Raw genomic sequence first — 26,473 nt, forward strand, 5'->3', positions numbered from 1 at the left:
GATGGCAGATATAGATAAATTAGAATTTATATTAGTGGACGATGACCAGATCTTCTGTACCGTAATAAGGCTGATTTCTCGAAATTTCCCAGAAAGAGACATCTTCCTTAGGACGTTTCCGAACGGTAGTGAAGCACTCAGATTTTTCAGGGCCAACAAAGAATATAGTAACAAAGAAAACCTAGTTGTATTTGTGGACATCAATATGCCCATTATGGACGGTTGGGAGCTACTGGAACATATTCAGCAGGAGGGTCTCCTGGATCCCGCGCTGACTCCCATCTACATTATCAGCTCATCAATCAGAGAGCGAGAGAGGACCACGGCCACAAGGGTACGTATTTTAAGAGGAATCCTTACCAAACCTATCAGCCAGAAAGAGCTTTTTAACATCCTGTCAAAATAGGATTGAACCAGGATATGAAGCTTCACCAAATTTTAAGCGCAGAAAGAAAAACAAGTAAAAGTTCCGACCAATAAAGAAGAAAATAGTCCCGACAAGACCAAAAACAAAAGAAAAAGGACATTTCCTGGAATCCATCCTCTATCGATAAAGAGCCAAAATGGAACTCCATGATGTCCGTTACTATCGTAATCTTCATAGGATCCGATGTTCTATCTGAATTATTCCATCCCACCCATGACCTGTAATTCGGAAGAACTTCACATTGAACGGTAGGCCGGTTGGCCTTATGGCATCCTTAAGACATCCTGACTCAATTTCTCCGCCATCAACTCAATTTCTTGGTCTATGACCCACCTCTCTGCGTCCTTAGCAATATAGAGAGGCCTTGAATACCGGTCCATTTCTATAAGCCCAATGACTATAAAGAGTTCCGTTCCGTCTGAGGTTTGGCCAACCGAATTATCTTGTAACGTATGAAATATCTCGAAAGTGTCGAAAAGGGAACTGAGCCTTTCGGCGAGTCGGCTTTTAATATATTCATGGTCCATGGCGATTCAGGTAATCTGTTGACAAAGATATATAATATCCTGAAGTTTTTGGAATCTCTGAACTGTTTGATCCCAAGAGGCCGTTTACGCAGGGTGGAACATCGGATTTATCGAAAGCCGGCAAGCGTGCCATAAAGGAGCAAATAATCGAGTTATAATGAGAAAATTCCTTGAATCCGAAGGGCGAACTGCTATTTCCTCGGTTTCCAGGGGAAGTATTCTGATGGCACTCAAGAACCTCCATACCCGGATGAAAAAAGGAGGACGCTGCATTTTCTGCCATTTTATTTTTTTATGGCGTATGAACTCTATGCTTAAACTTAAAATGCAGTAAATATATAAGGACCGACCATCGCAGATTGCCGGCCCAAGACCTAGGGACCTTGGGCACCTAAACTCAGCCAACATAGAAAAGCCTCTCAATTTCATTCATCCGGCCCCCGCTCGCTGCCGGATTTTCCATCCTTCCAGCATAAGGCGATAGAATGAAGGTTTCCTGTACTAACTTAGGTTCCGGGCCAATAGAGAAAGGGCCACCTGTAGGTAACCCTTTCGCAAATTCCCAACTATCCCTACTTACATGTAATCCTTTTCTTTCCAGAGCCTTTACCGATTATGATCGTTCTTCCCGCTACCTTTTGGGTAACTACCACCGTATTGTCTCCAGTTGAGTTCCAGGTTACCTTATTAAAGGTCAGGTTATTTTTTAGCTTCAGCGGAAACAACGGTCCGTTATTCACCTTGCTACCCAGCATGGTCACCTCGCCGTTTCTACTTATCAGGATCCTGACCAAAGGTGTCGCAAGGGAGCCTTTCATATTGTATATCTGGTCGATGCCATTGGTAGCATAATCAGATCCATCGGCAAACTGAATGTTACGCACTATACCCAGAGAACTTGCCGTCTCGAACTGGATCTGCTCCAAATCGGAGGCCTTGAATATATGCTTCCCGTTCACCTTCATATTGAAGGCGTTGTCGAGTTCCGTTATGTCAAATTGGAATCCATAATTAGCCTGTGGCGCTATGAAGGTGTTCTGTATGACTTCATTATTCTTATAATATCTTTTTTCGTCGGTTTTGTATATACCTGTATAGGTCGTCCATCCCTCCTTCCAAGAAGTCTGTGGATAGCTCCAGTTCATCCCTTCGGCAGTGACGTCTTCAGAACACGACCTGAACTTGATGATTAGGTTATATCGCTGTCCGGGCATAATCTTAATATTAGGAACGCTAATATTGGTCTTAGTCTCGGAATCGATCCTTATAGAGCCGATCTTAAAGCTGGCTGATTCCGTCCCTGGGCTTATCAGAAATGAGGGCGTACTGACTAAAGAACGTGATCCCGGTATAACAGCGGGAAAGGAAACGTTCGTCGAACCGTCCACATTTGGAAAAGATAGGGCACCATCCGAGAAATTGATCGAACCGGTAACCTTTGTAGGGTTGAATTGAGTACCTGAAATTGCCTCGATCGATCCGGTCATGCTGTCGTCCATTTCTATGTAGGTGGTTATCTGGCTGAACTTATGCTGTAGAACAGCGTTCAGGTTGTTGTCACCAAAATTCAGCTTCATGGTCTTCTTGAAAAACATCAAGTCGCCAGATATATCCTTAAGGCCTGCCGTGGAAATTAAGTCCTTGTTGTAAACCGAAGGTAATTCCAGCTTGCTATTGACCGAATAGACAATAAAGGTGTAGGTCTTTCCTGCATCCAGCTGTAAGCCCGGTACAGAGGATTCGCTACCATAGGTATAATCGACAGAACTTACATATTGCCCACCTTCAGTATAGGCGACAAGTTTGTACTTAACCCCTTTTTCCAAGGTTTTAACCACAGGCTGTGCCGCGGCTTTCAATCCCGCCTCTGCAGAAGCACCGCTAGATCCGGAATCCCCATTAACGGCTCCCCTAACGACCGAAACTTCCATGGAAACCCCACCGTTAAGTTGAATCTCAGACTTTTGGATATCGTAATTAATTCTGCGTGTAGTACTCTTCCCTGCAACAAGAATCTTTTCTTCCTCAGGCTCCCCGACTGTAAGGTTTACCTTTAACATGGCATCCGCATTTCCTACCGTATCCTCTTGGGATTTCTGGCAGGATGTAAGCACTAGGAATAAAACCATGGCTTTAAATGCGTAGCTGAAACTCCTAAATAATCTTGATTTATCGTTCATTTTACTCAATTCCTTATTAATTATATTTCATTCCAATCAAATTCCTTGGTCTGGTTGTCCTCTTCATACCATTGCTCCATTACCTGACCAGAACTGTTGTAGGGTTTTACCGAAGCTGACCCTGCCGCTATTCCCTCCTCTAATTGAATATTAACAAATACGATAGAAGGACGACTGTAACATTTTTTCATTTTAATTACCTTTAAAATCTACCAACTGACCAAACTGGAAAGTCGGTTATCTTTCTCTATTAATTTATCTACGCCGGCAAAGGTAATCTTTTGGTGAAAAATAAATTTTACCGACAGGATTTTAAACCCCTGTTAATTTTTTTTTGTAGCAAATAGCCGACATCAGCGCCGTTAACTAAAAGGGAGAAAAAAATAAAACTAACCATATTGGTATTCAGGTTACATCGAAATCGATGCGGGCCAGACGACAACCAAACGAAGAATGTTTACAATTAAGTTATGTCTCCAAGACTTTTCCCGGAAAAAATTGCAGAAGATAACGACCCAAAGATGCCTTGGCTAATTTATATCCACGAATCTACCTCAAATCAAAAGTTGGGCTTTAAGTTAAAATACTGACTAAAAAACCGCACATGCACCGAACTTTATCAGGAGACTCGCTTATATTTGACCTGTTGATTAACGACTGGGGATATGGAAAACGCAGCAAATATACTAGAAGGCCTTTTAAATAAGATTTTGGACAAAAGGGAACCCAGTAAGATTCACCTACAAGGACTACCTTTCCGGCTAGAACCCACCTCAGGATTTAGAGTCTCTTCTCAGAACCATAAAACATTCCTTAAGAAACTTATCTTTTACAAATTCATTCTTTTTTGATTTAGCTAAAAAAACTGACGCAACCTCCCTTTGTTTAAGATAATTAGATATAGAGTCCGGAGGTTGGGCCTGTCCTTCCCATAATGCATTAACCATTGAAATAAATTGGAAAAGCCCTTCAAGATATACTAAGTCTTGAAGGGAAAGGAGGTACTCTTGCCAAATGCGTGGCAATATCGTACACTTAAAAGTTCCATCACCCTTGTTATAAACCATCGAATCGTAACGTTTTTTGGGGTCACAAAGTACTGCTGTAAGATTCGGGGGTGCGTATATTATTGAATTCTCAGTTGAAGGTTGATATAAAAGCATTAAATAGAAACATTTTCTGTGCGGCCGTATTGTTCATCCTATACTATCAGTCTATCCTCCGCCCTTTGCCAGCTTTGACTTCAAAGTGTATGGTTAGGGTTTTGATTAATTCAGAAAAACTATCAACACGGAAATCAGGCTAAAATCCGATCTGACCAACCTGATATGTTCTGGACCCTGTTATTTTCCCCGATCCATCTCACCGGTTATAGGAGTTCTATAATCATTGAGCCCTATAATTTCACTGGATTCAAATATGCACATTTTGGCATCAGAAATAATCTCACTATGAAGGAGCTAGAAAAGCATCCCTCTAGAATCACTCGTTCTTGAGGCTATCTACCGGATTTCTCCAAGCAGCTTTGATAGATTGGGAACTGACGGTAACCAAAGCAATTAATATAGCAACTCCACCAGCAACGGCCAACATCCACCATTGTAACTCGATATGATAGGTAAATCCATCAAGCCATTTATTCATTGATATCCAAGCTATTGGTGAGGCTATAAGTAAGCCGATAATGACCAATTTGACAAACTCTTTCGAGAGCATGGCACAGATTCCTGCAACTGAAGCACCAAGGACTTTACGTATGCCAATTTCTTTAACCCTGGTCTCTGCAATATATGAAGCTAGGCCAAATAGACCTAGGCATGAAATAAAAATGGCCAACAACGAGAATATAAAGGCTAAACGGCCCATCTGTTCCTCATCATTGAATTTCTTGGCAAACTGCTGGTCAACAAATTTATAATAGAATGGATATGATGGGTTGAATTTCTTAGTGATTTTCTCTATTCCGGCGACTGTTTCAGACATAGAAGCTTTGGCCTTAGTGCGGATTACAATATTATAAAGATACTTATCTCTAGCAAGTACCATTAAAGGCTGTACCTCTTCATAGGGAGATCCTAAAATATAATCTGAAATCACTCCAACAATAGTCAATGGATCATCCCCCCATTTAATTATCTTTCCTACCGGATCCTTAATACCCATTTGCTTAACAGCACTTTCATTGATCAAAATTGAAGCACTATCAGCTTTTATTCGAGCATAATCAATGTCCCGGCCAGCTATCAAGTCCAGACCAAGGGTCTTTACAAAATCACTTTCTGTAGAAATCAAACCAAAAAAACTATTGCTAACCTGATCTGGAGTCGCACCTTCCCAGGAGAAATTTCCTCCAGCGGAACCCGATCTCTCTGCAATGGTCCAGCCTACCGTTCGGGCAACACTCTCAGCATATCCCTGACTGACCAATTCATTTTTGAAGGACTCAAAATTCTTCTCCAAGTCTCCTTCTGCCGGAACCTCGATCAACTGCGATGATTCATAGCCAACAGTACGTTCACCACCAAATTTTATCTGCATCCGAATGACCATGGTCGCCACAATCAGAAATATAGCAATGGCAAACTGTATAACCACTAAACTTTCACGTAGATTGAATAAACCCTTGGGTCGAAGGGCATCACCTTTCAAGACCTTGATCGGTTTAAAGGAAGACAGTACAAAAGCTGGATAGACACCCGCTAGAAAGCCGGTGAGCAAAATAAAACTTAAACCGGTAATCCAAATCAAAGGATTGGTCCATGCAACTTGTAAAGGTTTGTCCAATATGCTATTAAAGATCGGCAAAAACACAATAGTCAAAGCTATAGCCACTAATCCCGCGCTCAACGCCAATAAAATGGACTCAAACAAAAATTAACTGATTAATGTCTTTTTCTTTGCCCCTATAACTTTTCTTACACCCACCTCTTTACTTCTTTTCTGACTGCGAGCAGTACTTAGGTTCATGAAATTGATACAGGCAATCAATAGAATCAATAACCCTATCCCTCCTACCAAACGCACCCTGTCAATCCTTCCTCCTGCTACAACTCCATTTTCAAACTCTGAATACAGATGCACCTTGGACATGGGATATAGAAATACAGAAGTCCATTTCAAATATCCTTCATTCTTCGTTACCAATGATTTTATTTTCTCATTAAAAGCATCAACGTCTGTTTGGGGTTTAAGCGATACATAGGTTATCAAAGAGTTATTGTTCCAGGTATTTAGACTTTTTGATCGTTCTAAATCAATTGGCTTCAAATACTTAAAATCAAAGTCCGTATAGATTGGTAGGTCTTCCATAACTGCAGTCACCTTATACGGTGTCTCGTTCTTGATCAAAACCATCTTTCCGATAGGATTGTCATTTCCAAAAATACTTTTCGCCAATCCCTCAGTGATCACGATACTATTCGGCTCACTAAGGGCGTGATCTTTTGCTCCTTCTATAATATGAAAATCAAAGAGTTCTATGAAGCCTGGATCGACAGAATTTCCCTTTGCCTTTAAGTTCAATTCCCCATAAGTTAAAAGCTGGTCCTCTGTCCAAAGCATCCTTGCAGCATGCTCTACCTCAGGAAACTCAGATTCAAGCGCGGGAGCCGCTGCTGGCATGGTTATTCCATGAATATTAACAACATTGTTCTTATCGGTCCTGTTCATCAACTTATAGATATTCTCCTTATTCTTATAGAAATTATCATATAGAAATTGATTTTGAACCCATAAGGCTATCAATAAAACCGAGGCTAGACCAATGGCCAATCCAATAATATTTATCGCAGAAAAACCTTTGTTCTTCAGCAAACTCCGAATTGCAATTTTCAAGTGATTAAGTATCATATCTCAACATGAATGGTGGAAATGTAAATGATGAGGTAGGCAATCAAAATATGTATATAATATTTTGATAAATCTAGCTCAGCATGAAAATAACAATAGCATTGCCAAACAAGTAAATATCTAATAATAAGATTGTTACATATTTTGTAATTGTTCGATACTGAACACTAACTGTTTGAAATTGAACATTACTATTGATTGCATTTTTAGAGAGAAGTTATATTTTTTATTAAAAAAATTATAAAAATAATTGGCAGATAATATAAAAATTTTATATTTGTCTTTATGTAGTACATAAATACTAATCAATATAAACTCAATTATTATGAAAACCATGTTAATCAGTTGCTTAAGCTGCTTTCTTTTGCTTCTTGTTGGTTATCCATCTTATTCTCAATCAAAAATTACCGGGAAAATTTTGGATGATAAGAATCAAGCATTGATGGGAGTGACGATTGGGATAAAAGGTAGCCAAACTCAAGTTACCTCCAATGATTTAGGACAGTTTGAAATTGAAATTAATTCATTTCCAAGTACAATAATATTTAGCAGTGTTGGATATGAAACACTTGAACAGCAAGTCTTTGCAGGTCAAAATTATTTATCGATTCAATTAAAGCCTTCAGATACTAATATTGATGAGATTGTAGTTGTGGGATATGGAACCCAAAGCAGGAGAACTTTAACGACAGCTATTTCCAAAGTGGACGGGAAAGTCTTAGAGAATATACCAATCAGCACAATTGGAGAAGGACTTCGAGGTAAAGTTGCTGGAGCTCGAATTTATCAATCTAATAATACCCCTGGAGCAGATGCGGTTTTTAGAATCCGCGGGGGATCGTCTATCAATAAAACTAATGATCCATTAGTATTAGTAGATGGAGTTGAACGAGCTTTTTCAGGAATAAACCCAAATGATGTTGAATCAATAGAGGTTTTAAAAGATGCGGCATCTACAGCTATTTATGGTTCTCGGGCTTCTAATGGGGTTGTTTTAATTACAACCAAGAAGGGAAAAGATACCGGCTCTGCTAGAATTACATTTGATGCGAATTACGCATATCAGACACCAGAATCATTGATAGATTTCATGAATTCTCGAGATTATATTTCCACAGTAAGACCGGCTGTTGCATTAAGCCCAAACAAGAATTATAATTTCAATTCTGGTTATTCAGCAAGTTCTGGGAATGATCTTACTTCCATTTATTCCACTCGATATTTAAAAAACGGAGAAAGTGTTCCTGCTGGTTATCAAAGTATGGCTGATCCATTGGACCCTAGCAAAACTATAATTTTCCAAGATAATGATTTTCAATCTTTATTGTTTAGAAATACAAATTGGCAAAACTATTACATTGGCTTAGATGGAGGTAATCAGACTGTTCGATATGCTGGAAGTACAGGTTACACCAAAGATGACGGGGTTGCATTAGGGACAAATTTTGACCGCTTTACTGCACGCGGAAAGGTAGATGTCAGTATCAATAAAAAGTTGACCTTTAACACCATGTTTGATTATTCAAATACCCTGTCATCAGCATTCGAAAATCAAATGAATGTTATCGCGAGGGGTTTAGCAACCCCACCAACACAAAAAATATACTATGACAATGGAAAACCAACCCCAGGATATAATGCAAGCTCGCCAAACCCCGTGTGGTGGGAGGCTACAAGGGATATTGGCAATAAAGACAAAAGGTTTTCTTTGTCTGGAGGACTGGATTATCAGGTTTTGGAATCGTTAAAAGCACAGGTTGTGGTTTCAAACTTTTCACATACCAACAACTATAGCTATTTTGAAAAAGCCCATGAATTTAGTGGCTTAAGAACAACCAGACAAAGTAATGGCCAATTAGATCGATTGAAGTTTGATGGATTATTGAATTATTCCAAAAATTTTGCTCAAAATCATGATTTGTCAGCTATGGTTGGTTATTCCTACCAACAAACTGATAATTCCAATTTTTCCGCAGCAGTTAATGGAGCTAGTTCAGATAAAGTCCCTTCATTATCAGCAGGCCCAAATAAAACAGATGCTGATAGTGATAAATGGAGGCAGGTATTGATCGGTTATTTTGGAAGAGCAAACTACAGTTATAAGCAACGTTATTTATTAATGGGTACATTTCGATATGATGGTTCATCTTTGTTTGCCGAACAAAATAGATGGGGGTTCTTTCCCGGGGTATCAGCTGGATGGATAGTATCTGAGGAGGATTTTTTCAAGAACCAAAATGCCATAAATTACATGAAACTAAGAAGTAGTTTTGGTCAAACAGGAAATAATTCCATCGGTCTGTATGATGCATTAGGTAGATATGTAGCTGATACTCGATATGATGGTAATGCAGGAATAATGCCTTCAATTATGCCAAACCGAGATCTAACATGGGAAACCTCTACCCAATTCGACGCAGGAATAGATTTTAATGTTTGGAATAACAGATTAAGTTTCCAAGTAGATTACTTCAACAAAATAACAGAGAACTTGTTGTTCAGTATGGATTTACCCAATACATCTGGGTATTCAACCGTGCAAACGAATGTTGGTAAGGTGAAGTTTCATGGTTTTGATTTTGAGGTTGGTTCCCAAAATATAAAGAAGGAGAATTTTAGTTGGGACTCTAAGTTGACCTGGAGTTTTGTTAAAAATAAAGTACTTAAGTTACCAACCAATGGTCGCGAAAATAACAGAATTGGAGGAATTCAATTGGCAGATGGATCGGCGTTTGGCGGGACAGCTGAAGGTGAATCTTTATACAGATATTATGGCTATCAAGTCGATCATATCATCCAAACGAAAGAGGAGGCAGCCAATGCTCTATATGATGAATCAGCTAGGGGTTGGGACCCAGAAGATGGTAAAAGTATTAAAGGAAGAAAAATGCCCGGTGATTATGAATGGGTAGATCGAGATGGCGATGGAGTCATAACCAGTAAGGATCAATTTGAACTTGGAATGACTGTTCCACATAGTACAGGAGGGCTTCAGAATACCTTTACTTATAAATCTTTTAGTTTAAATGTATTTGTTGATTGGGCACTTGGCCATAGTATAAATCACAATGCTTACATGCGCTATTTCATGAACACATTCGCGGATAATTACACCCTAGTAAATGATGTGAAAAACACATGGAAACAGCCTGGTGATAATGCTCAGTATGCTAGATTCTTTGCAAATGATCCTGATGTCGGAAATTCAAATTTTTCAAGGACCTCATCAGCCTTTAATTATAAAGGAGATTATTTGGCCATTAGAGAGGTCACTTTCCTTTATAACCTGCCAGAAAACTTGACAAAGAAAATTGGGGCATCAAATCTACAAATAGCTTTGTCAGGCCAAAATTTAATGTATTTCTGGGAAGGTGCGGGTAAAGGAATTTCGCCAGAGGTAGGTACAAGTTCAACCTACAGCGCTTCCTATTTTAACTATCCAGCTATCCGCAGATATTCTCTTGGAATTAAACTAACCCTTTAATTGAATGATTATGAAAAAAAGATTTTTTTACAGCATATTATTTCTAACAACTAGTTTATTTATGCCTGGTTGTTCAGATAAATTAGAAGTGGACTTGGAGAGCGCTATTACAGCAAATTCAATGTGGAAAGACGAAAGTGATGCAAAAGCAGCAATTTATGGTGCTTATGTTAGGATGCGTTCGACCTTTTCAACGGCTTATATATTTTGGGGAGAATATAGAACGGGCTTATGGGGTAAAGGTTTAGAGACCAGTGCAGGATATAGTAACGCTTTCTCAAATCAAATTAACAGTACCCATGCTCAGGCAAACTGGAAGGATTTGTATACAACGATTAATGATTGTAATTTAATATTGAAGTATGTTCCTGAAATTACATTTACCTCTGATGAAGAAAAAAACAATGTTATTGGACAAGCTCATTATATCAGAGCGTTTTGTTACTATTGGATTGCTCGAATTTGGGGAGACGCTCCTATTGTATTGAGTGGATTCGAATCAAGTACCCAAGAAGATTTGTACCCAACAAGAAGTCCAATGAAAGAGGTGTTTAGTCAAGTGGAGAAAGATTTAATACTTGCAGAACAATTGATTCCAGCGGGTAATAATAAACCCCAAGTAGCAACAAAATCGGCAGTACAAATTCTTCAGGCAGATTACTATCTATGGATGTCTAAAGTAAATAATGCTGGTCAGGACGCTTTGAATAAAGCAAAGGTAGCAATTGATAAGGTTATCAGTAGTGGGAAGTTTTCACTGTTACCAAATTTTGCAAATGTATTTAAGACAGAATTGAATCCAGAGATTATCTTTTGTTGGAGAATGATTATGGATGAAGCAACGGGTGGATATCCAAGTGATTATTTGGTCCCACTTCAATATGTTTCTGCATCTGTCATTGAGAATCCGATTAAGGTTGGATCCCATCAACAATGGGTTTTTCTAACAAATGAATATAAGGAATTCCTGGCTGTTGAACCTACAGATCAACGGACAAAAGTTAGCTATGAATCGTATTTTGATGTTGGAAAACAGTCTTCATTTCAATGGATTAATAAGTATTCTGGAACATGGGAAAATGGAACTAGGATTTTTGATTCTGATTTAGTTGTTTACCGTTACGCTGATGCACTATTATTGAGTGCGGAAATAGAAAATGCCTTAAATAATCCTACATTGGCTCTGCAGAACCTGAATCTTATCGCTAAAAGAGCATATGGAATTGACAATAAATACATTGGATTAAATAAATTACAAATTGATCAGTCCATACTTTTAGAAAGAAAAAGAGAGTTTGTAGCGGAAGGTAAATTATGGTGGGATTTTATTCGTATGGGTGTTGTGTTTACAGAGGTGGAATCTTTGAAATCCCAAAAAGACAAACCTAATGTTCTTTTTTGGCCGGTCCATGATAGTTCAATCAATACTAATCCAAACATCAAACAAACAGAAGGTTACAATTAATAAAAAACAATATGAAAAGGTTAGGCATTTTTATGTTATTAATATTTGTTTGCAGTTCAGTATTTGTACAAGCATCAGTTATTGAAATACGATATTATCAACTCCCACTATTATTGGGAAAGAAAAATAATCCGATTGCCAGAATTACAATAGAAGCAAAGAAGGAGGATGTTGGAAAAGAAATTGGAAATCTATCAATTTCATTTGAAGGGAGTACAAACTTCAAAGATTTAACATCTATTAGTTTATACGCTTCCAAGATAGATTCTACGATTCAACCAGACTTAGATAAATTGGATCTGATTACTAGTATGGAGCCTTCAAGTCCTAAAATTATTATTCCATTAAATTATAAAATCCAAATGGAAGGTAAACAATATTTTTGGATTAGCTTAGGTTTAAGAAAGGATGTTGATTTGTTAAATAAAATAGTAGTTCAGGTTAATTCAATTTCAACTAATAATAAAATTATAGGAAATTATAAAGAAAAAAAGGTTTTTAGACCTGCGTTTTCAGTTCGCGAACATATGCAAGATGGGGTAAATACCTCAAGAATTCCCGGATTAGCGACATCCAAGGAAGGCACCTTGTTAGCGATCTATGATGCGAGATATGAAAGTTCAAGGGATCTGCAAGGGCACATGGATATTGCTGTCCAACGAAGTTTTGATAAAGGACAAACTTGGGAACCAATCCAAATAGCTTTAGATATGAAAACTTGGGGTAATTTACCTGAAAAGTTCAATGGAGTATCAGACGCCTGTATTTTAGTGGATCAAAAATCTGGTGATATTTATATTGCAGGTTTATGGATGTATGGTGTGAAAAATAAAGATGGAGAGTGGGTTGAAGGATTAACGGACACAAGTAAGATTTGGAATCATCAATGGCTAACGAAAGGTTCTCAACCTGGATTCGATGTCAAACAGACGGCCCAATTTTTAATTACAAAGAGTACTGATGATGGTAAAACATGGTCGGAACCTGTGAATATTACTAAACAAGGGAAAAAGGAAGAATGGTGGCTATGGGCCCCTGCACCTGGCCAAGGAATAACTATGAAGGATGGAACATTGGTTTTTCCTACCCAAGGTAGAGATAAAGATGGTAATCCATTTTCAAATATAACTTATAGTAAGGATTCTGGAAAAACATGGCATAGTTCTTCCGAAGCCGTATTAATAGAAAAGGGAACCACTGAATGTGCTGTAGTTGAATTAGAACCTGGCGTATTGATGTTAAATATGCGAGCGAATCGGAATAGAGGGACCGCAACACCAAATAATGGTAGGGCAGTTGCTATTACATCCGACTTTGGAAAAACCTGGGAAACACATGCGACATCACTAAATACCTTAATTGAGCCGACTTGTATGGCCAGTTTACACAAGCATCAAGTTAAAAAAAGTGGCAAAATGAAGGAAATTTTATTCTTTTGTAATCCACATTCTATTGCAAAAAGAGATCATATTACCTTGCAAACCAGTTTTGATTATGGAAAAACTTGGCCTATTGAAAAACAAATTTTGCTAGATGAATGGAGCGGAAGAGGATATTCTTGTATTACTTCTGTTGATGACAAAAGTTTAGGGGTCTTGTATGAAGGTAGTCAATCAGATATGGTTTTTCAGAGGATTCCTATAGAAGAGGTAATGAAAGATTAAATAGAAATTATTGCACTAATTGAAATAAATGAGCACAAAAGAAACAAGCATGGGATTTAAGCCCATTGAGGCTACATCTTTAACAGATTTAGTAGAACTTAAACTGAGAGATTTTCTTCAGGAGAAAAAACTTAAGGCTGGAGATAGTCTCCCAACTGAAATGGAGATTGCTGAGGCTTTAGGGGTAAGTAGAAATATTCTTAGAGAAGCCTTAAGTCGATTGAGAATGCTTGGAATAATAACTTCCAAAAAGAAAAGAGGAATGGTTCTTACGCATCCAGATGTATTAGGAAGTCTAGAAAAAGTTTTGCAGCCTCAGCTTGTAGATAAAAATACGCTACATGACATTTTTGAACTTAGACTTGTATTAGAATTGGGAATGGCCGATTTACTTTTTATGAGAATAGAGGAGCAACATTTGGAAGAGTTAGATAAGATTGTTAAAAACGATGATTCCACCAATCCATCATTTCGTATAAAAAATGAGATAGCCTTCCATGGGAAGTTATATGAAATTACAGGTAATCAAACCTTAAAAAGGTTTCAATCTATGCTCATGCCTTTGTTTGATTTTGTGCTAAAGACTGAGAAGAGAGTGGTTGCACCTAAAGTAAGTCATGCTGATTTGGTTGAACTGATTCGAAAAGGAAATATTGACGAATTTAAAAAGGGAATGGAAGAACATTTAAGACCACATTTAGATGCTCTTGCCAATATAAATAAATAAAAAACATGAGATTTCAATCTACCAATAAAGTAAAAGGATTATTAGCCGCTGCTTTTACCGCATATTATCCCACAGGAGAAGTTAATTATGAATACATTCCAAAGTTAGTTGATCATTTAATTGATATTGGGATTTCAGGAGTCTTTGTTTGTGGTACAAATGGGGAAGGCTTGAGCCTTACTATTGCAGAACGGAAAAAAATTGCATCTGAATTTGTCCGAGTAGCTCAGGGGAGAGTTAAAATTATTATCCATGTTGGACATAGTTCAATAGAGGAAGCTAAACATTTAGCTATTCATGCCCAAGAGATCAATGCTGACGGTTTCTCTTCAGTTTGTGCATTTTATTTTAAACCTGCTAATGAAACAGTGTTAATGCATAGTTTGGCGGAAATTGCAAATGCTGCACCTAAATTACCATTTTACTATTATCATATACCGCATATTACGGGTGTCAACATCAATCTTGAAAATTTTATTACAAACTTTTCTAAGTTGGTAGATAATTTTGCAGGTATAAAATTTACTTCATCTGCCATTCATGAGTATCAAGATGGAATTCAAATTTGTGGAGAAGATTTCGATATGCTCTTTGGGTTTGATGAGTTATTGTTACCAGCATTATCAGTTGGTGCAAAAGGAGCTATCGGAAGCACCTATAATTATGCTGCGCCCATTTACTTAAAAGTCATAGACCTGTTTTCATCCGGTCAGATTGAATCTGCACAGCAACTGCAATATGAAGCGGTGAAAATGATCAAGTTAATTGTTAAATATGGACCAATTCCTGCACAGAGGGCAATTATGCAAATGATAGGTTTTGAAATGGGTTCCTCAAGATTACCATTGCTAACTTTGGCAAACGAGCAATATCATGAATTGAAAGAGGAGTTAGACGGTATTGGTTTCTTTAAAACATTGGAGTTATGCAGAACCTCTGGAAAAGCCTAATCACTATATCAATTATGATGATTTATTTAACATCCAAAGGCCAGGAAAAGCATTTGGAATTATTAGATACTATTCCTGATAAATTAGGTTTTGCTGGATCTTTTGGCGGGAAATTAGGTAATGGAATTGTCAGCGCAGGAGGGGCACAATTCAAAGATGGTGTCCCGCCTTGGGATTCGGGTGTAAAAATCTGGACAGATAAGCTGTTTTACCTTGAAAATGAAAAATCTACATGGGTAGAATTAGGTAAGCTGCCATTTAAAGTTGGATATGGAGCTTCAGCTAGCTTTAATGGTAAATTCTATATTGCTGGAGGAAGCAATCAGAAGGTGCACTTTAACAAGGTATTTGAGATTTCAATTGATAATCAGCAAATTAATTTTGTAGAATTACCAAAGTTGCCAATTTCCCTAGCAAACTGTTCCTTTTCGCAATACGGTAGTAATTGGTTTGTGTTAGGTGGACAAGAAAATGTTGATTCAAAGACTGCTTTAAATAGAGTTTTTAAACTTGATCTTGAAGATGTTAAGTCAGGTTGGGTTGAGTTGCCTCCATTACCCGACAATGGAAGGATACTTTCTGCTTCTGCTGTAAATGAATTAGGTTTATTTGTTTTTTCTGGGGCTTCATTAAATGATGGGAAAAGAAAATATTTAAAAGATGGTTTCAAGTTCAATGGGGTAAAGTGGGTTGAGATTGAAGGTTGCCCAGAAGCTATTACTGCTGTCTCCAATCCTGGAGTTGAACTTCAAAAAAATCAATTTACATTTCTTTCTGGAGATAATGGAGAATTAGTTGATTCAGAATTAAGAGAAAATCATCCTGGATTTTCAAGAAAAGTATTTACCTATAACGCCGAAAAAAATACTTGGGAAATCACTTATGAAATACCTTCTCAAATAAAAACAGAAAGAGGAGAACTAAAAAAGATAATTGCACCGGTGACTGCGACAGCTATTCATTGGAATAATAGTGTTGTTATTATTGGAGGAGAAGCTAAGCCATCGGTTAGAACTAATCAGGTACTAAAATTTAAGTAATAAATCAAAATAAATTATGAAAACCCAATTGAACAAATCATATTATCCATGGTTGGTGGTTGCCTTATTGTGGGTAGTTGCTTTCTTAAATTACTTTGATAGGTTATTGATAACCTCAATGCGAGATCCAATAGTTGCAGATTTTCACATTAACGATGCTCAATTTGGTTTATTAACGTCTGTATTTCTTTGGTCTTACGGTTTGGTTAGTCCATTTGGAGGCTATTTGGCTGATAAGTACTCTCGAAAGATGGTCATAATTTTTTCCGTTGGAGTTTGGTCAGCTGTTACTCTTTGGACTGGATACACACAATCATTTTCAGAAATGCTCTTTACTCGTGTACTTATGGGGATTAGTGAGGCATGTTATATTCCTGCTGCTTTAGCTTTAATTACTGATTACCATTCAGGTAGAACACGATCTCTTGCAACTGGCCTTCATATGTGCGGATTATATACAGGTTTAGCATTAGGAGGTCTAGGGGGATATATTGCTGAATTATGGGGTTGGAGATATGGGTTTCATGTATTTGGCGCCTTTGGGGTTCTCTATTCATTCCTGCTACTGTTTTTATTGAAGGATAAAAAGAAAGAAGAAAGACTTAACTTACAAGAAGATATCAAAGATTCTTTTAGTTTGAAAGAAGCTTTGGGATCATTATTTAAAATACCCTCATATTATATTATTTTAATTTTCTTTTCGGTCTTAGGGATGGCAAATTGGTTAATTAATGGCTGGTTACCTACCTTCATTAAGGAACAATTTCATCTTGGTTTAGGGAGTGCTGGAATTTCTGCCACGGGATATATGCAAGTTGGGTCATTCATTGGAGTAATTATTGGAGGAATCCTAGCAGATAAGTGGGTACAAAAGAATCCAAAGGGCAGGATGAATGTTATTTTACTTGGCTTTTGTATTGGAACCCCATTTTTGTTCCTGTTATCTTCAACCACAGTTTTTGGTTTAGCAATTTGTGGAATGATTATTTTTGGTTTAGCAAGAGGTTTCAATGACGCCAATCTGATGCCTTTGCTGCGTCAAGTAATCAATCCTAAATACATCGCAACAGGATATGGATTTCTAAACTTCCTAAGTACAATTGTCGGAGGAATAATGGTCTATGTAGGTGGCGCATTGAAGGATGCAAATGTAAGTCTTGCAATCACTTTTCAAGTTGTTGCAGTTTTATTGCTTCTAGCTACCTTGTCTCTTAGGTTTATTAAAATTCAGAATAAAGATTAATCAGCTCTTCCGATTATGAGGCTGAACTTATTAAGGTCATATAATAATTCATACTATGCAACAGGGCTAGCAACAGTAAATTTCTATACCCTAAATGGTCAAAACTTTCTGTTGTTTCAATCGAATATTCATAGTTTAAGGTTCTCCATTTAAAATCGGTTTTTGCCCTCATTAATTCTTGATTCGAATCGTCAATGAGAATAAACTTGTCACCTAAGAGACCTTTAAGTTTTAATAAGTAGTGCTTTTCTTGTTGATCAAAATAAGTCTTAATAACGATTCCTTTCCATCCCATTTTAATTTCCAATAAGGTTATAGAACCATCTGTCAATTCTACTTTCGAATCCCAAAACCCTTTGGGTCTAAGCTGAAATTTACTGCCATCAGGCATCAGAATATCTGCCTCAAATGAATACCATTTTTTATAAACTAGATCTCCTACCTTAATGTTGTCGGACTTCACATTAAATTTGTAAGAATCTGTTGAATTTGCCCTATAGTGTCCCATTCCTAGATTTAAATTATTTGTAATAATATGAAAATTAAGACTTAAATTCCCTGCCCTATTAAAATTCCTGCCACATATTTTCTGCATCAAAAGGAACCCGTTTGGGCTCAATTTCATCCCAAGATTTATATGGAAATTTTCTACTAATAGATATATAATAGGACCACCGCCAAAAGCACAGAGGGTTTATTTTATATAATCGAAAGATTTGTTGGTTTTCCTTGGATGGACGAGCCTCTTCAATAAAACGATTGATGGACCAATCATTGATAAATAAATCTTTGAAACCAAATGTGTCTTCTTTAGTATAGGAAGCATTTGAATTTGAATACCTAAATGGATTTTGACCATCAGCTACCAATAATATGTTTTTATTGATAATCGGTAAATTCGATATATTTAAAATCGTAATTATTATTAAGATGGTCTTCCATTTCATATAAATCAAAATGTATATTTTTCATTTAAATATATGCAAAAACTAATCTTAATCTTCAGGTATTTAATGAATGGAGAGGTTATTCTTTGAGCTTTATTAACCTTCTTTCTGTAATAAATATCAATATGATTGAATAAATCAAGAAAATCCCCATAGAAAGAGATTCAATTAGATCATAGTTTTTGAACTCCAAAATGCCAATCATTATGAATTGGAAAATAATCACTAGCGGAATTACCATTAACCATTTTTTAAAGTAAAATCTCTGTGAAAAATCCCAAGTCTTTTGATTTTTCATTGATCTAGGGGTTCTGTATCCAATAAAAAAATTAATATCCCTCTTTGGAAACAAATACATCAGAATGGGAATTGTTATAATGATTATATCGCAAATTAATATTCCAGAATAGTCCATTAGAAAAACCAAGTTCATATTTTAATTTAAGAATAGTAAAGTTAGAAACTAAATCATAAGACTTATTTTCACCAAAAAAACAGTTATAAATGAAAGAGCCAATCCCTAAATGTTTTTCTATATATTTATTGTCAATCAAAAGATAAATCCTTAAATACTTAAGGTCCCTCAGATAGGGAAAATTTATAACGATCAGGATTTATGAAGACCAAATTCTCCTACAAAACTTACCTAAGAATAGGCATTATCTTCTTCTTAATACTTGGAATTGGCCATCTATATGGAGAAATGCAAATGAGTAAAGATGGCTCAATAGAGGCTCATTTAGATAAGTTTGATTTTAAACTTTTTGGCTCTGCATTTAGTTTATATAAATTCCATCAGGGCTATAGTGTTATGATGGGGTTATTGATCATATTCATAGCTCTGCTGCTTCTTACATTAAAGGAAATAAATAAGCAAACATTGCTCATATTAACAATTGGAAGTACCCTTATTTGCGGATTGATGTGGTATTATTTTGCCCTACCGGGTCAAATTTTTTCTACTATAGCTGCGTTATCCTTTATATTAGCCTATTTGAAATATAAGTAAAACGAACTTTATTCAATCAAAATATCCTCAAAACAAAAGCTTAAACGATCATTCTTTGAATTTCCTTTTAGAAGCAAATTCATTCGATTTAAAATTTCCCAGCAATCCTAAATATGACAGATAAAATGAGCAGAAATGTTTCGTAGGTTTACTGTAAGTTCTTTGCTCTCCAATTCTAGAAGTGTGAAGTTACCTAAATCAAAAAACTATGGCAAAACCAAAAGAAACATTCAGTCCATCAAAGCGGATCGAGAGCTTTAAGCATGCTATCCATGGCCTACGGTCCCTTTTTCTTCAAGAACCAAATGCGCGGATACATTTGTTGGCCACTATCTTTGTTTTACTTGCTTCATGGTATTTCGACATTGACAGAATGGAGTGGATTGCCGTCCTAATGTGCATTGGAATGGTTTTATCTGCCGAAATATTCAACACATCCATTGAGAACATCTGTGATCATATCTCTCCGGAATATCACCAAAGGATCAAGATCATAAAAGACCTGGCAGCAGCAGCCGTCCTAGTGACTGCCCTCATTGCATTAATAGTCGCGGCCTTTATTTTTGGACCACGGATATTTTCAGGATATTGAGTTGGAGAATTGAAACTCTATTAATTTCCAAACCCTAAATTGTGATGGCAGTCCTATATTTTAATTCATTTTATTTAATTCAGTATATTCAGAAGTTTTATTTTGTTCATCTAACCATGTCCATTTAATATAGTTCTTATTAAAGATTAAAATTTTGTTTTTGATGGGTTCCATATCATCCCTATACAAAGTGATAATAGTATTATTATCAGTTAGTTTATATGTACCAGTATAGGTTCCGCTATTATCTTCCAAATAATCTATAACCTCTAAGGTATATGACCCATTATCATTAAATGTATAATATGCAAGTCCATCAACGGCTTCAGGCGCTGCTTTAGATTTTACCATCCATCTTCCAGAAAGTTCATTTACATGTATTTGATCTTTTTTACAAGAATTAAAAGTAAATAATACTATAAATAATGCTGAAAATGTTAAGATTAATTGTTTCATAGGGTGAATGCTTGGTTAATAATTTATATAAACGCTTAATAATTTCTTTGCGCTACAAATAAAACAAAAAAGCTCCCCTAATTCTAGAGAAGCTTTCCAGTGAACTTACTGGTACGAAACTCGAACTCTTTTTTGGAAGATTAATAGTTATTAAACGTACTGAAAGATTATTTATCGTGGTGGATAACGAAAAGGTGTCTGCCGAAACCAAAGCCTACAAAAAGATACCGCAGATATTATCTTTTACCGATGAAGACGGCAACGACAATATGAAGCAGGTCATCGAAGCCAATTACAGGCAGGTCAAAGCGGACGTTGTACATATTGTGGAAAGCGAAATGGAGCGGATTAAGAATGACCCCGATTTACAACATTTGATACAGCAAGATGGATAACGGCTAAAATAATGGGTATTCTAAAAAAAGTAAATAGACAGACTTGTCTGTTCATTTATTATTCTATACATTTGCTTTCATAAAGGATATAAACATGGATACCCCAAGAGAAAGAATTATTGATACCGCTTCACTACTGTTCCATCAACAGGGATATAATAGCACTGGAATTAATCAGATTATCAGTGAAGCCAATGTTGCCAAAGCAAGTTTTTACCAACACTTTAAATCAAAAGATGACCTATGTGTTGCGTTTTTAAATGCAAGACATGGATATTGGTTTTCTGAATTGATAACATACGTATCAAAATCGAAAAGCACCAAAAAAAGAATATTGAAAGCCTTTGATTTCATTGTTTATATGAACGAAAAGGAAGGTTTTAGGGGGTGCAGTTTTTTGAACATCCTGTCGGAAATATCAAAAGAACAAGGTACTATACTTTCAGTTATACAGGCACACAAAAACGACCTTAGAAAATTCTTTGAAAAAGAACTTGGAGAGGAATTGCTATCCGCTCACATCTACCTGTTATTTGAAAGTTCAATTATAGAAAGCCAACTCTTTAAATCAAATGAGTTGGTCAAGAAATCAAAAAAAATCGTAAACAGCTTAATTTAAGGCTTAAAACAATGGAACAGAAACATCCTTTACCTCCATTTACTTTGGAGACAGCCAAGCAAAAAATCCAAATGGCAGAAGATGCTTGGAATACCAAAAATCCCGAAAAGATATCAATGGCTTATACCATTGATAGTGAATGGCGAAATCGAAACCTGTTTATCAATGGTCGGGAAGAAATTGTAAGATTTTTGACCGAGAAATGGGAAAAAGAATTGGATTACAAGCTCAAAAAAGAGTATTGGGCGCATACCGATAATAGAATTGCCGTTAGGTTTGAATATGAGTACAGAAACAAAGAGGGTAAATGGTTTAGAGCCTACGGAAACGAGAATTGGGAGTTTGATGAAAACGGCTTAATGAAAAAACGGTACGCTAGTATCAATGACCTCGAAATAAAAGAGGCTGACAGGTATTTATAATTACTAAATTGTGAACGAAAACGGAATACTTATATGGTCGAAAATACTTTATTAAAAAACATCTCGAAATATATAGATCTTACGCAGGATGAAATTTCAACTTTCGAGCGTTTTTGGACGGAGAAAACATTGGAAAAGGGGGACTATCTTTTGCATAATGGCGATACCTGTCGTTATGATAGTTATGTCGTTTCGGGAGCATTAAAAGCATTTTACATCAACGCTGACAATGGCAATGAGGAAATCTTGTTTTTCGCTATCGACGACTGGTGGGCTTCTGACTTAGATAGCTTTTCCAAACAGAAGCCCTCAATATACAACATACAAGCCATAGAAAGAACGACCGTTTTACAGATTAGCCACTATTCTTTTCAGCAGTTACTGGCTGAACTTCCCCGTTTGGAGCGGTACTTTCGGATAATATTAGAAAGTTATCTGGGCGCATTGCAAAAAAGAATTATCTATAACAATGTTCAGGATGCCGAAAGCAGATATTATGCCTTTTTGGAAAACTACCCAAACATAGCATCCAAAGTACCCCAATATCTGATTGCATCGTATTTGGGTGTATCAGCTGAATTTATAAGCCGCATTAAGAAAAAAAATAAACCGTCTTGACCTAGATCAATTTTTTCTCCATCATTTACCGTCAACTTTGCTTCATAATATTAAGAAGCAAATGAAACATCATCCTATTTTTCAGAACGCCATTACATGGCAAAGAGAATTGATCAACCGGACGGTAGTTGCCCCCATGTCACGCGTGAGCGCTACGGCGGACGGCTTGGCTACGCACGAAATGAAGGACTATTATTCCGCATTTGCAATTGGAGGATTTGCAGTTATCATTACCGAGGGTATCTACACTGATGTATACGGTAGCCAGAGTTATAACAACCAACCTGCACTTGTAAACGAAGCGCAAAGCGCTTCTTGGGAAAAGGTAACCCGTGCTGTCCATCAATCTCCCTCCCTTATTTTCGCTCAGTTGATGCACGCAGGTGCTTTATCGCAATATAGTGAGAACACCTTAGCTCCGTCTGCCCTAAAACCTGTTGGCACAAAGATGTCTTCCTACGGTGGCGAGGGGACATTTCCTACCCCTAAAGAAATGGACTTGACGGATATTGAAAGAATGAAACAGGGCTTTATCAATGGAGCTGTAAACGCTTATAAGGCAGGCTTTGACGGCGTAGAAATTCATGGGGCAAATGGTTATTTGTTAGACCAGTTCCTCACACCGGAACTGAACCACAGAAACGACCAATATGGTGGCACTATGCAGAACCGTTTCCGTGTTATTGCTGAAATTATTGCTGGTATAAAGGCTTCCGTGCCACAGAGTTTCATTGTCGGTTTACGGGTTTCAGAGGGGAAAGTAAATGACCTTACCTACCGTTGGAAACATGGTATTGAAACAGCTAAAGAACTGGCAGAAGAAATAAAGGTGAGCAAACCCGATTTTGTTCACGTAGCGGTGCAGACGGGCGAATGGGAACGGGACAGCTTTTTTGGAGACGGAATATCATTGGCATTGGTTATCCGGCAGGCAACGGGCATTCCTGTCATTGCCAACGGTGGTTTCCATAATGTTGAAAAGGCGGAAGTTGCCTTGAAGGACACCCACGCAACGCTGGTTGCTATCGGAAAAGCAGCCTTAGCAGATCCCCATTGGGTAATGAAAACCATGAACGGGTTACCCTTGATTCCTTTTCACCGTGAAATGTTATGGCCGGAGGCAACCCTTAGCCATACCCGGAAAATCGTCAAAGAATTAAATCTTGAAAATAGTTAGAAAGAGAACAATGAAAATGAACAGATTCTTGATAATTGGGACTTTACTTTCAGTATAGACATCACAGGAAAAACGTTCGCACAAAGGAACACATCTATAAATCAAATAAATAAAAAATGAAACCTGCTTGTGTCACCATCGAAAAAAGGATATATAAAAATCAACTCAAGCAAGCTTCATTGCCATTAAAAAACAAATTATTATCATGAAAATTTCACAAATTAAAATTACGCCGGACGCTTATGAACCATTCCGTCTGGCTCAGGGACATCGTGTAGGCGATCTGTTGTTTATTTCGGGACAGACCGCTATTGGCAAGGATGGAAAGCTTATAGGCATAGGTGACTTTGATGCACAGGCAAAAATGGCTTTTGAAAATCTGGACAAGGTATTGAGTGCTGGAGGTTCAAGTTTGAAAAACGTGGTTAAGGTCACTATCATGCTCCGTGACATGAAGAACTTTGAGAAGATTGTCGAATTGAGAGGCAAATACTTTACTCCCCCATATCCGGCAGATACTATTTTTGAAGTATCGTCATTGTTTTCGCCGGATGCATTGATTGAGATTGAAGCCATTGCTGTGGCGGATGCGCTGGCAGATTGGGAAAAGTAATACGAAAATAAAACCAGTCACAGTAAGGAGTGGATAAGTAGTATCTACTCCTTGTTTATTTTGGACATTTATATACAACGAAGTATAAATAACCATACATCATCAAATGATAATAATTGCGTATTTTAGTATTTTCTGATATACTAAGTTTGACATGAGAATAAACTTCACATTTCATAATTATTATTTTTCAATCTGGACGGAAAAGCATTCCCAGGATTATACTAATTTTTAGACATCTTCCTTATGATACAAAAACATTCAGATAACTTTGATCTGCTCAGATATTTAAGGTCTCAAAAAAATGATGGCCATATAGCGCCTTATTATCTGGCATCAAAAACGTGTCTTGAAGACTTGAAAATCACCAATCCCTTTAAAAACTACTTTTATACTATCGGTCTGTATTATGGTGAGGGAGCGCGCATCAGGATAGGCACTACCGATTATGATTTAACACGAGGAAGCCTGTTGACGATTGGCCCCGGAATGACCTGTCAATGGCTCAATACCAGTTTTCCCTCAAATGACACGTTATTTTTTTATGATGATATTTTTGTAAATAATTTCAGCAGGTCGTTTTTCTATTCTCTCGAATTTTTTTGCCCCGATGAAAAGAGTGTGATGCAACTCACCGATAGGCAATTCGAGGAAATGCAACAGCTTTTCAGCACACTTCGGGCAATAGCTGATAAGCCCGAAGCAGTATCGGGCATACTATATTCAATCCTGATTATTTCACAGAAATATTTCTGGAACCTGTACCGGGGCAATAAAAAGGAACTCAACGGTAAAGAACATACCGTTGTAAAGTTTAGAGAATTAGTTTCAAAGAATTTCTCGCAGTATAAAGATGTTGCTTTTTATGCGGAACAGTTGCATATATCACCAAAATACCTGAGCGAAATATTAGTAGAATACACCGGGCTTTCGGCGAAAAAATGGATTGAGTTTCATATCATGCAGGAGGCCAAGTACCTGTTGAGCTTTTGGAATATGTCTGTCAAAGAGGTGTCGTTTCAACTTGGCTACACAGACTCTTCTCATTTTTCCCGGGCATTCAGAAGCTACGAAGGTCAGCTCCCCACTGAGTTCAAAAATACAATTGAAATTCCTGCATAATCGCGGGTTCTACATCAAAAACAGAAAAAACTACATTTTTTGCCGTCATACTTACAGTATTGACGGCTAGGCTCCTTCATATCTTCGTATGGTATTACAGAAAACGTACAATGAAGTTTAGATAAGATGCATTTCTTTCGTTACGAAAAGACAAGACAAATCACCAACGGAAGAAAATATCCTGAATAGGTTGTCACGTTTTCAGCACTTCATGTGTCCATATTTTAAACAGTGGTTGACTGTAATAATTATCCGACCACAGCCTAACAAAAAGAAATTTGAAGGGAACGATGAAAGAAACAACGAAAATAAAAAACTTGCTGGCCTGCCTGTTTTTCTGCATGTGGTGCTTGCACAGCGAGGCGCAAGTCCCTGTGGAAATCACTGCAGGGCATTCGAGTTACTATTATCAGCATATGTTTTCCGGCAAAATCATTGCGGAAAAGCCGTTTGGATTTTTTAACACGTCTTCTATTTTGCTTCCTTACGACAAAAAGCGGGGGATTGAAGTGATGAGCCAGTCGTATCTTACTTACGAAATAAATAATCGCTGGGCAACCGGTTTGGGTTCTATCTATGCACCGGGAAATCGGTTTGTGCCTTCGGCTTTTGTTTGGTATTTCAATAAAAAAAATGACTTATCGTATCTCATTTTTACGAGAATGGATGTTTGGTCTAACCCCAGTCTTGAGCTGTTCGGTTCTGTGGAATATCAAGGTAGCAAAAATCAGAATTTCAATCTTTATGCGCGTTTGCAGCTTCAATATATTACTTCAATGCATTGGAACGGGCACTTAAAGAGTGTTCAATATGCAAGATTAGGAGTGGACAATAAAGGTGTACAATATGGTTTGGGTGTAAACTTTGACCAATACGGGCCAAATACGGAACACTACAGCAACTTTGGACTTTTTGTGCGAAGAGTATTCTAACAGAACTTTTAAAAT

Annotated in this window: 26 protein-coding genes and 1 pseudogene; 18 read left to right on the top strand and 9 right to left on the bottom strand. The window is 37.1% G+C overall.

Going from position 1 to position 26,473, the window contains the following annotated elements; all coding sequences use genetic code 11:
• The first annotated feature begins 1 nt into the window (after position 1).
• A complete protein-coding gene (locus tag E0Y80_RS09435; protein WP_156307427.1) occupies positions 2-406 on the top strand; it encodes a response regulator in 405 nt (134 codons plus the stop codon).
• A 1,120-nt stretch (positions 407-1,526) separates the two neighbouring features.
• On the opposite strand, the gene E0Y80_RS09445 is transcribed toward E0Y80_RS09435, so the two are convergent.
• The 5 genes from E0Y80_RS09445 to E0Y80_RS09460 form a co-directional block, all read right to left on the bottom strand.
• Positions 1,527-3,143, bottom strand: coding sequence for a hypothetical protein (locus tag E0Y80_RS09445; protein ID WP_156307429.1), 1,617 nt, complete (start codon positions 3,141-3,143; stop codon positions 1,527-1,529).
• Between the two features lie 11 nt (positions 3,144-3,154).
• On the bottom strand, positions 3,155-3,325 hold the full coding sequence (locus E0Y80_RS09450) for a hypothetical protein (protein ID WP_156307430.1): 171 nt from the start codon (positions 3,323-3,325) through the stop codon (positions 3,155-3,157).
• Positions 3,326-3,907: 582 nt separating this feature from the next.
• Positions 3,908-4,201 (bottom strand): hypothetical protein, encoded by a 294-nt coding sequence (locus E0Y80_RS20615; RefSeq protein ID WP_197091539.1) that lies wholly within the window; start codon positions 4,199-4,201, stop codon positions 3,908-3,910.
• A gap of 415 nt (positions 4,202-4,616) precedes the next feature.
• The gene (locus tag E0Y80_RS09455) at positions 4,617-6,005 is read right to left on the bottom strand and encodes an ABC transporter permease (protein ID WP_156307431.1); all 1,389 of its coding nucleotides are present in this window, start codon (positions 6,003-6,005) and stop codon (positions 4,617-4,619) included.
• 3 nt (positions 6,006-6,008) lie between these two features.
• Complete coding sequence (locus E0Y80_RS09460; RefSeq protein ID WP_156307432.1) at positions 6,009-6,983, bottom strand: ABC transporter permease; 975 nt, start codon at positions 6,981-6,983, stop codon at positions 6,009-6,011.
• 325 nt (positions 6,984-7,308) lie between these two features.
• On the opposite strand from E0Y80_RS09460, the gene E0Y80_RS09465 reads away from it, so the two are divergent.
• The 7 genes from E0Y80_RS09465 to E0Y80_RS09495 are packed head-to-tail and all read left to right on the top strand — an operon-like array spanning position 7,309 to position 17,556.
• Positions 7,309-10,467 (top strand): SusC/RagA family TonB-linked outer membrane protein, encoded by a 3,159-nt coding sequence (locus E0Y80_RS09465; protein ID WP_197091540.1) that lies wholly within the window; start codon positions 7,309-7,311, stop codon positions 10,465-10,467.
• 10 nt (positions 10,468-10,477) lie between these two features.
• Positions 10,478-11,932: a RagB/SusD family nutrient uptake outer membrane protein gene (locus tag E0Y80_RS09470; RefSeq protein ID WP_156307433.1), complete on the top strand. Its 1,455-nt coding sequence runs from the start codon at positions 10,478-10,480 to the stop codon at positions 11,930-11,932.
• An 11-nt stretch (positions 11,933-11,943) separates the two neighbouring features.
• Entirely contained in the window at positions 11,944-13,596 is a 1,653-nt protein-coding gene (locus E0Y80_RS09475; protein WP_156307434.1) for a sialidase family protein, read from the top strand.
• Positions 13,597-13,624: 28 nt separating this feature from the next.
• Positions 13,625-14,323, top strand: coding sequence for a FadR/GntR family transcriptional regulator (locus tag E0Y80_RS09480; protein WP_156307435.1), 699 nt, complete (start codon positions 13,625-13,627; stop codon positions 14,321-14,323).
• A gap of 5 nt (positions 14,324-14,328) precedes the next feature.
• Positions 14,329-15,273 carry a dihydrodipicolinate synthase family protein gene (locus tag E0Y80_RS09485; protein ID WP_156307436.1) on the top strand — a complete coding sequence of 315 codons (945 nt, stop codon included), beginning with the start codon at positions 14,329-14,331 and terminating at the stop codon, positions 15,271-15,273.
• A complete protein-coding gene (locus tag E0Y80_RS09490; protein ID WP_156307437.1) occupies positions 15,249-16,313 on the top strand; it encodes a hypothetical protein in 1,065 nt (354 codons plus the stop codon). Before E0Y80_RS09485 ends, E0Y80_RS09490 begins: the two co-directional genes overlap by 25 nt.
• 16 nt (positions 16,314-16,329) lie before the next feature.
• Positions 16,330-17,556 (top strand): MFS transporter, encoded by a 1,227-nt coding sequence (locus E0Y80_RS09495; protein WP_156307438.1) that lies wholly within the window; start codon positions 16,330-16,332, stop codon positions 17,554-17,556.
• A 13-nt stretch (positions 17,557-17,569) separates the two neighbouring features.
• On the opposite strand, the gene E0Y80_RS09500 is transcribed toward E0Y80_RS09495, so the two are convergent.
• From E0Y80_RS09500 to E0Y80_RS20995, 3 genes are all read right to left on the bottom strand, one after another.
• On the bottom strand, positions 17,570-18,064 hold the full coding sequence (locus E0Y80_RS09500; RefSeq protein ID WP_156307439.1) for a hypothetical protein: 495 nt from the start codon (positions 18,062-18,064) through the stop codon (positions 17,570-17,572).
• Between the two features lie 58 nt (positions 18,065-18,122).
• Positions 18,123-18,503, bottom strand: coding sequence for a hypothetical protein (locus E0Y80_RS09505; RefSeq protein WP_156307440.1), 381 nt, complete (start codon positions 18,501-18,503; stop codon positions 18,123-18,125).
• 79 nt (positions 18,504-18,582) lie between these two features.
• Entirely contained in the window at positions 18,583-18,936 is a 354-nt protein-coding gene (locus E0Y80_RS20995) for an SdpI family protein (RefSeq protein ID WP_156307441.1), read from the bottom strand.
• Positions 18,937-19,119: 183 nt separating this feature from the next.
• On the opposite strand from E0Y80_RS20995, the gene E0Y80_RS09515 reads away from it, so the two are divergent.
• Positions 19,120-19,512 carry an LIC_13387 family protein gene (locus E0Y80_RS09515; RefSeq protein WP_156307442.1) on the top strand — a complete coding sequence of 131 codons (393 nt, stop codon included), beginning with the start codon at positions 19,120-19,122 and terminating at the stop codon, positions 19,510-19,512.
• Positions 19,513-19,720: 208 nt separating this feature from the next.
• Positions 19,721-20,104 carry a diacylglycerol kinase family protein gene (locus E0Y80_RS09520; RefSeq protein ID WP_156307443.1) on the top strand — a complete coding sequence of 128 codons (384 nt, stop codon included), beginning with the start codon at positions 19,721-19,723 and terminating at the stop codon, positions 20,102-20,104.
• Between the two features lie 60 nt (positions 20,105-20,164).
• Here the strand turns inward: E0Y80_RS09520 and E0Y80_RS09525 are convergent, their stop codons facing one another.
• Entirely contained in the window at positions 20,165-20,560 is a 396-nt protein-coding gene (locus E0Y80_RS09525; protein WP_156307444.1) for a hypothetical protein, read from the bottom strand.
• Positions 20,561-20,733: 173 nt separating this feature from the next.
• On the opposite strand from E0Y80_RS09525, the pseudogene E0Y80_RS09530 reads away from it, so the two are divergent.
• From E0Y80_RS09530 to E0Y80_RS09565, 8 genes and pseudogenes are all read left to right on the top strand, one after another.
• Positions 20,734-20,955: pseudogene (locus E0Y80_RS09530) on the top strand (conjugal transfer protein TraG); the annotation flags it as partial.
• A gap of 94 nt (positions 20,956-21,049) precedes the next feature.
• Positions 21,050-21,574, top strand: a complete 525-nt coding sequence (locus tag E0Y80_RS09535; protein ID WP_156307445.1) for a TetR/AcrR family transcriptional regulator — start codon at positions 21,050-21,052, stop codon at positions 21,572-21,574.
• Between the two features lie 11 nt (positions 21,575-21,585).
• Positions 21,586-21,996, top strand: coding sequence for a nuclear transport factor 2 family protein (locus E0Y80_RS09540; RefSeq protein WP_156307446.1), 411 nt, complete (start codon positions 21,586-21,588; stop codon positions 21,994-21,996).
• A 33-nt stretch (positions 21,997-22,029) separates the two neighbouring features.
• Positions 22,030-22,614, top strand: coding sequence for a Crp/Fnr family transcriptional regulator (locus E0Y80_RS09545; protein ID WP_156307447.1), 585 nt, complete (start codon positions 22,030-22,032; stop codon positions 22,612-22,614).
• Between the two features lie 61 nt (positions 22,615-22,675).
• The gene (locus E0Y80_RS09550; protein ID WP_156307448.1) at positions 22,676-23,791 is read left to right on the top strand and encodes an oxidoreductase; all 1,116 of its coding nucleotides are present in this window, start codon (positions 22,676-22,678) and stop codon (positions 23,789-23,791) included.
• 205 nt (positions 23,792-23,996) lie between these two features.
• Positions 23,997-24,404, top strand: a complete 408-nt coding sequence (locus tag E0Y80_RS09555; protein ID WP_156307449.1) for a RidA family protein — start codon at positions 23,997-23,999, stop codon at positions 24,402-24,404.
• A gap of 246 nt (positions 24,405-24,650) precedes the next feature.
• A complete protein-coding gene (locus tag E0Y80_RS09560) occupies positions 24,651-25,526 on the top strand; it encodes a helix-turn-helix domain-containing protein (RefSeq protein ID WP_156307450.1) in 876 nt (291 codons plus the stop codon).
• Positions 25,527-25,816: 290 nt separating this feature from the next.
• Positions 25,817-26,458 carry a hypothetical protein gene (locus E0Y80_RS09565; protein ID WP_156307451.1) on the top strand — a complete coding sequence of 214 codons (642 nt, stop codon included), beginning with the start codon at positions 25,817-25,819 and terminating at the stop codon, positions 26,456-26,458.
• Positions 26,459-26,473: the final 15 nt, after the last annotated feature.

The organism is Sphingobacterium endophyticum (assembly GCF_009733535.1).
GTDB classification, from domain to species: domain Bacteria; phylum Bacteroidota; class Bacteroidia; order Sphingobacteriales; family Sphingobacteriaceae; genus Sphingobacterium; species Sphingobacterium endophyticum.

Coding starts and splice junctions, on each gene's coding strand:
- E0Y80_RS09470 (WP_156307433.1), top strand. CDS start 10,478: ATGAAAAAAAGATTTTTTTACAGCATATTATTTCTAACAACTAGTTTA.
- E0Y80_RS09465 (WP_197091540.1), top strand. CDS start 7,309: ATGAAAACCATGTTAATCAGTTGCTTAAGCTGCTTTCTTTTGCTTCTT.
- E0Y80_RS09490 (WP_156307437.1), top strand. CDS start 15,249: ATGCAGAACCTCTGGAAAAGCCTAATCACTATATCAATTATGATGATT.
- E0Y80_RS09565 (WP_156307451.1), top strand. CDS start 25,817: ATGAAAGAAACAACGAAAATAAAAAACTTGCTGGCCTGCCTGTTTTTC.
- E0Y80_RS09475 (WP_156307434.1), top strand. CDS start 11,944: ATGAAAAGGTTAGGCATTTTTATGTTATTAATATTTGTTTGCAGTTCA.
- E0Y80_RS09560 (WP_156307450.1), top strand. CDS start 24,651: ATGATACAAAAACATTCAGATAACTTTGATCTGCTCAGATATTTAAGG.
- E0Y80_RS20995 (WP_156307441.1), bottom strand. CDS start 18,936: ATGAACTTGGTTTTTCTAATGGACTATTCTGGAATATTAATTTGCGAT.
- E0Y80_RS09555 (WP_156307449.1), top strand. CDS start 23,997: ATGAAAATTTCACAAATTAAAATTACGCCGGACGCTTATGAACCATTC.
- E0Y80_RS09505 (WP_156307440.1), bottom strand. CDS start 18,503: ATGAAATGGAAGACCATCTTAATAATAATTACGATTTTAAATATATCG.
- E0Y80_RS20615 (WP_197091539.1), bottom strand. CDS start 4,201: ATGGTTTATAACAAGGGTGATGGAACTTTTAAGTGTACGATATTGCCA.
- E0Y80_RS09480 (WP_156307435.1), top strand. CDS start 13,625: ATGAGCACAAAAGAAACAAGCATGGGATTTAAGCCCATTGAGGCTACA.
- E0Y80_RS09460 (WP_156307432.1), bottom strand. CDS start 6,983: ATGATACTTAATCACTTGAAAATTGCAATTCGGAGTTTGCTGAAGAAC.
- E0Y80_RS09485 (WP_156307436.1), top strand. CDS start 14,329: ATGAGATTTCAATCTACCAATAAAGTAAAAGGATTATTAGCCGCTGCT.
- E0Y80_RS09540 (WP_156307446.1), top strand. CDS start 21,586: ATGGAACAGAAACATCCTTTACCTCCATTTACTTTGGAGACAGCCAAG.
- E0Y80_RS09495 (WP_156307438.1), top strand. CDS start 16,330: ATGAAAACCCAATTGAACAAATCATATTATCCATGGTTGGTGGTTGCC.
- E0Y80_RS09525 (WP_156307444.1), bottom strand. CDS start 20,560: ATGAAACAATTAATCTTAACATTTTCAGCATTATTTATAGTATTATTT.
- E0Y80_RS09535 (WP_156307445.1), top strand. CDS start 21,050: ATGGATACCCCAAGAGAAAGAATTATTGATACCGCTTCACTACTGTTC.
- E0Y80_RS09520 (WP_156307443.1), top strand. CDS start 19,721: ATGGCAAAACCAAAAGAAACATTCAGTCCATCAAAGCGGATCGAGAGC.
- E0Y80_RS09500 (WP_156307439.1), bottom strand. CDS start 18,064: ATGGGACACTATAGGGCAAATTCAACAGATTCTTACAAATTTAATGTG.
- E0Y80_RS09450 (WP_156307430.1), bottom strand. CDS start 3,325: ATGAAAAAATGTTACAGTCGTCCTTCTATCGTATTTGTTAATATTCAA.
- E0Y80_RS09435 (WP_156307427.1), top strand. CDS start 2: ATGGCAGATATAGATAAATTAGAATTTATATTAGTGGACGATGACCAG.
- E0Y80_RS09545 (WP_156307447.1), top strand. CDS start 22,030: ATGGTCGAAAATACTTTATTAAAAAACATCTCGAAATATATAGATCTT.
- E0Y80_RS09515 (WP_156307442.1), top strand. CDS start 19,120: ATGAAGACCAAATTCTCCTACAAAACTTACCTAAGAATAGGCATTATC.
- E0Y80_RS09550 (WP_156307448.1), top strand. CDS start 22,676: ATGAAACATCATCCTATTTTTCAGAACGCCATTACATGGCAAAGAGAA.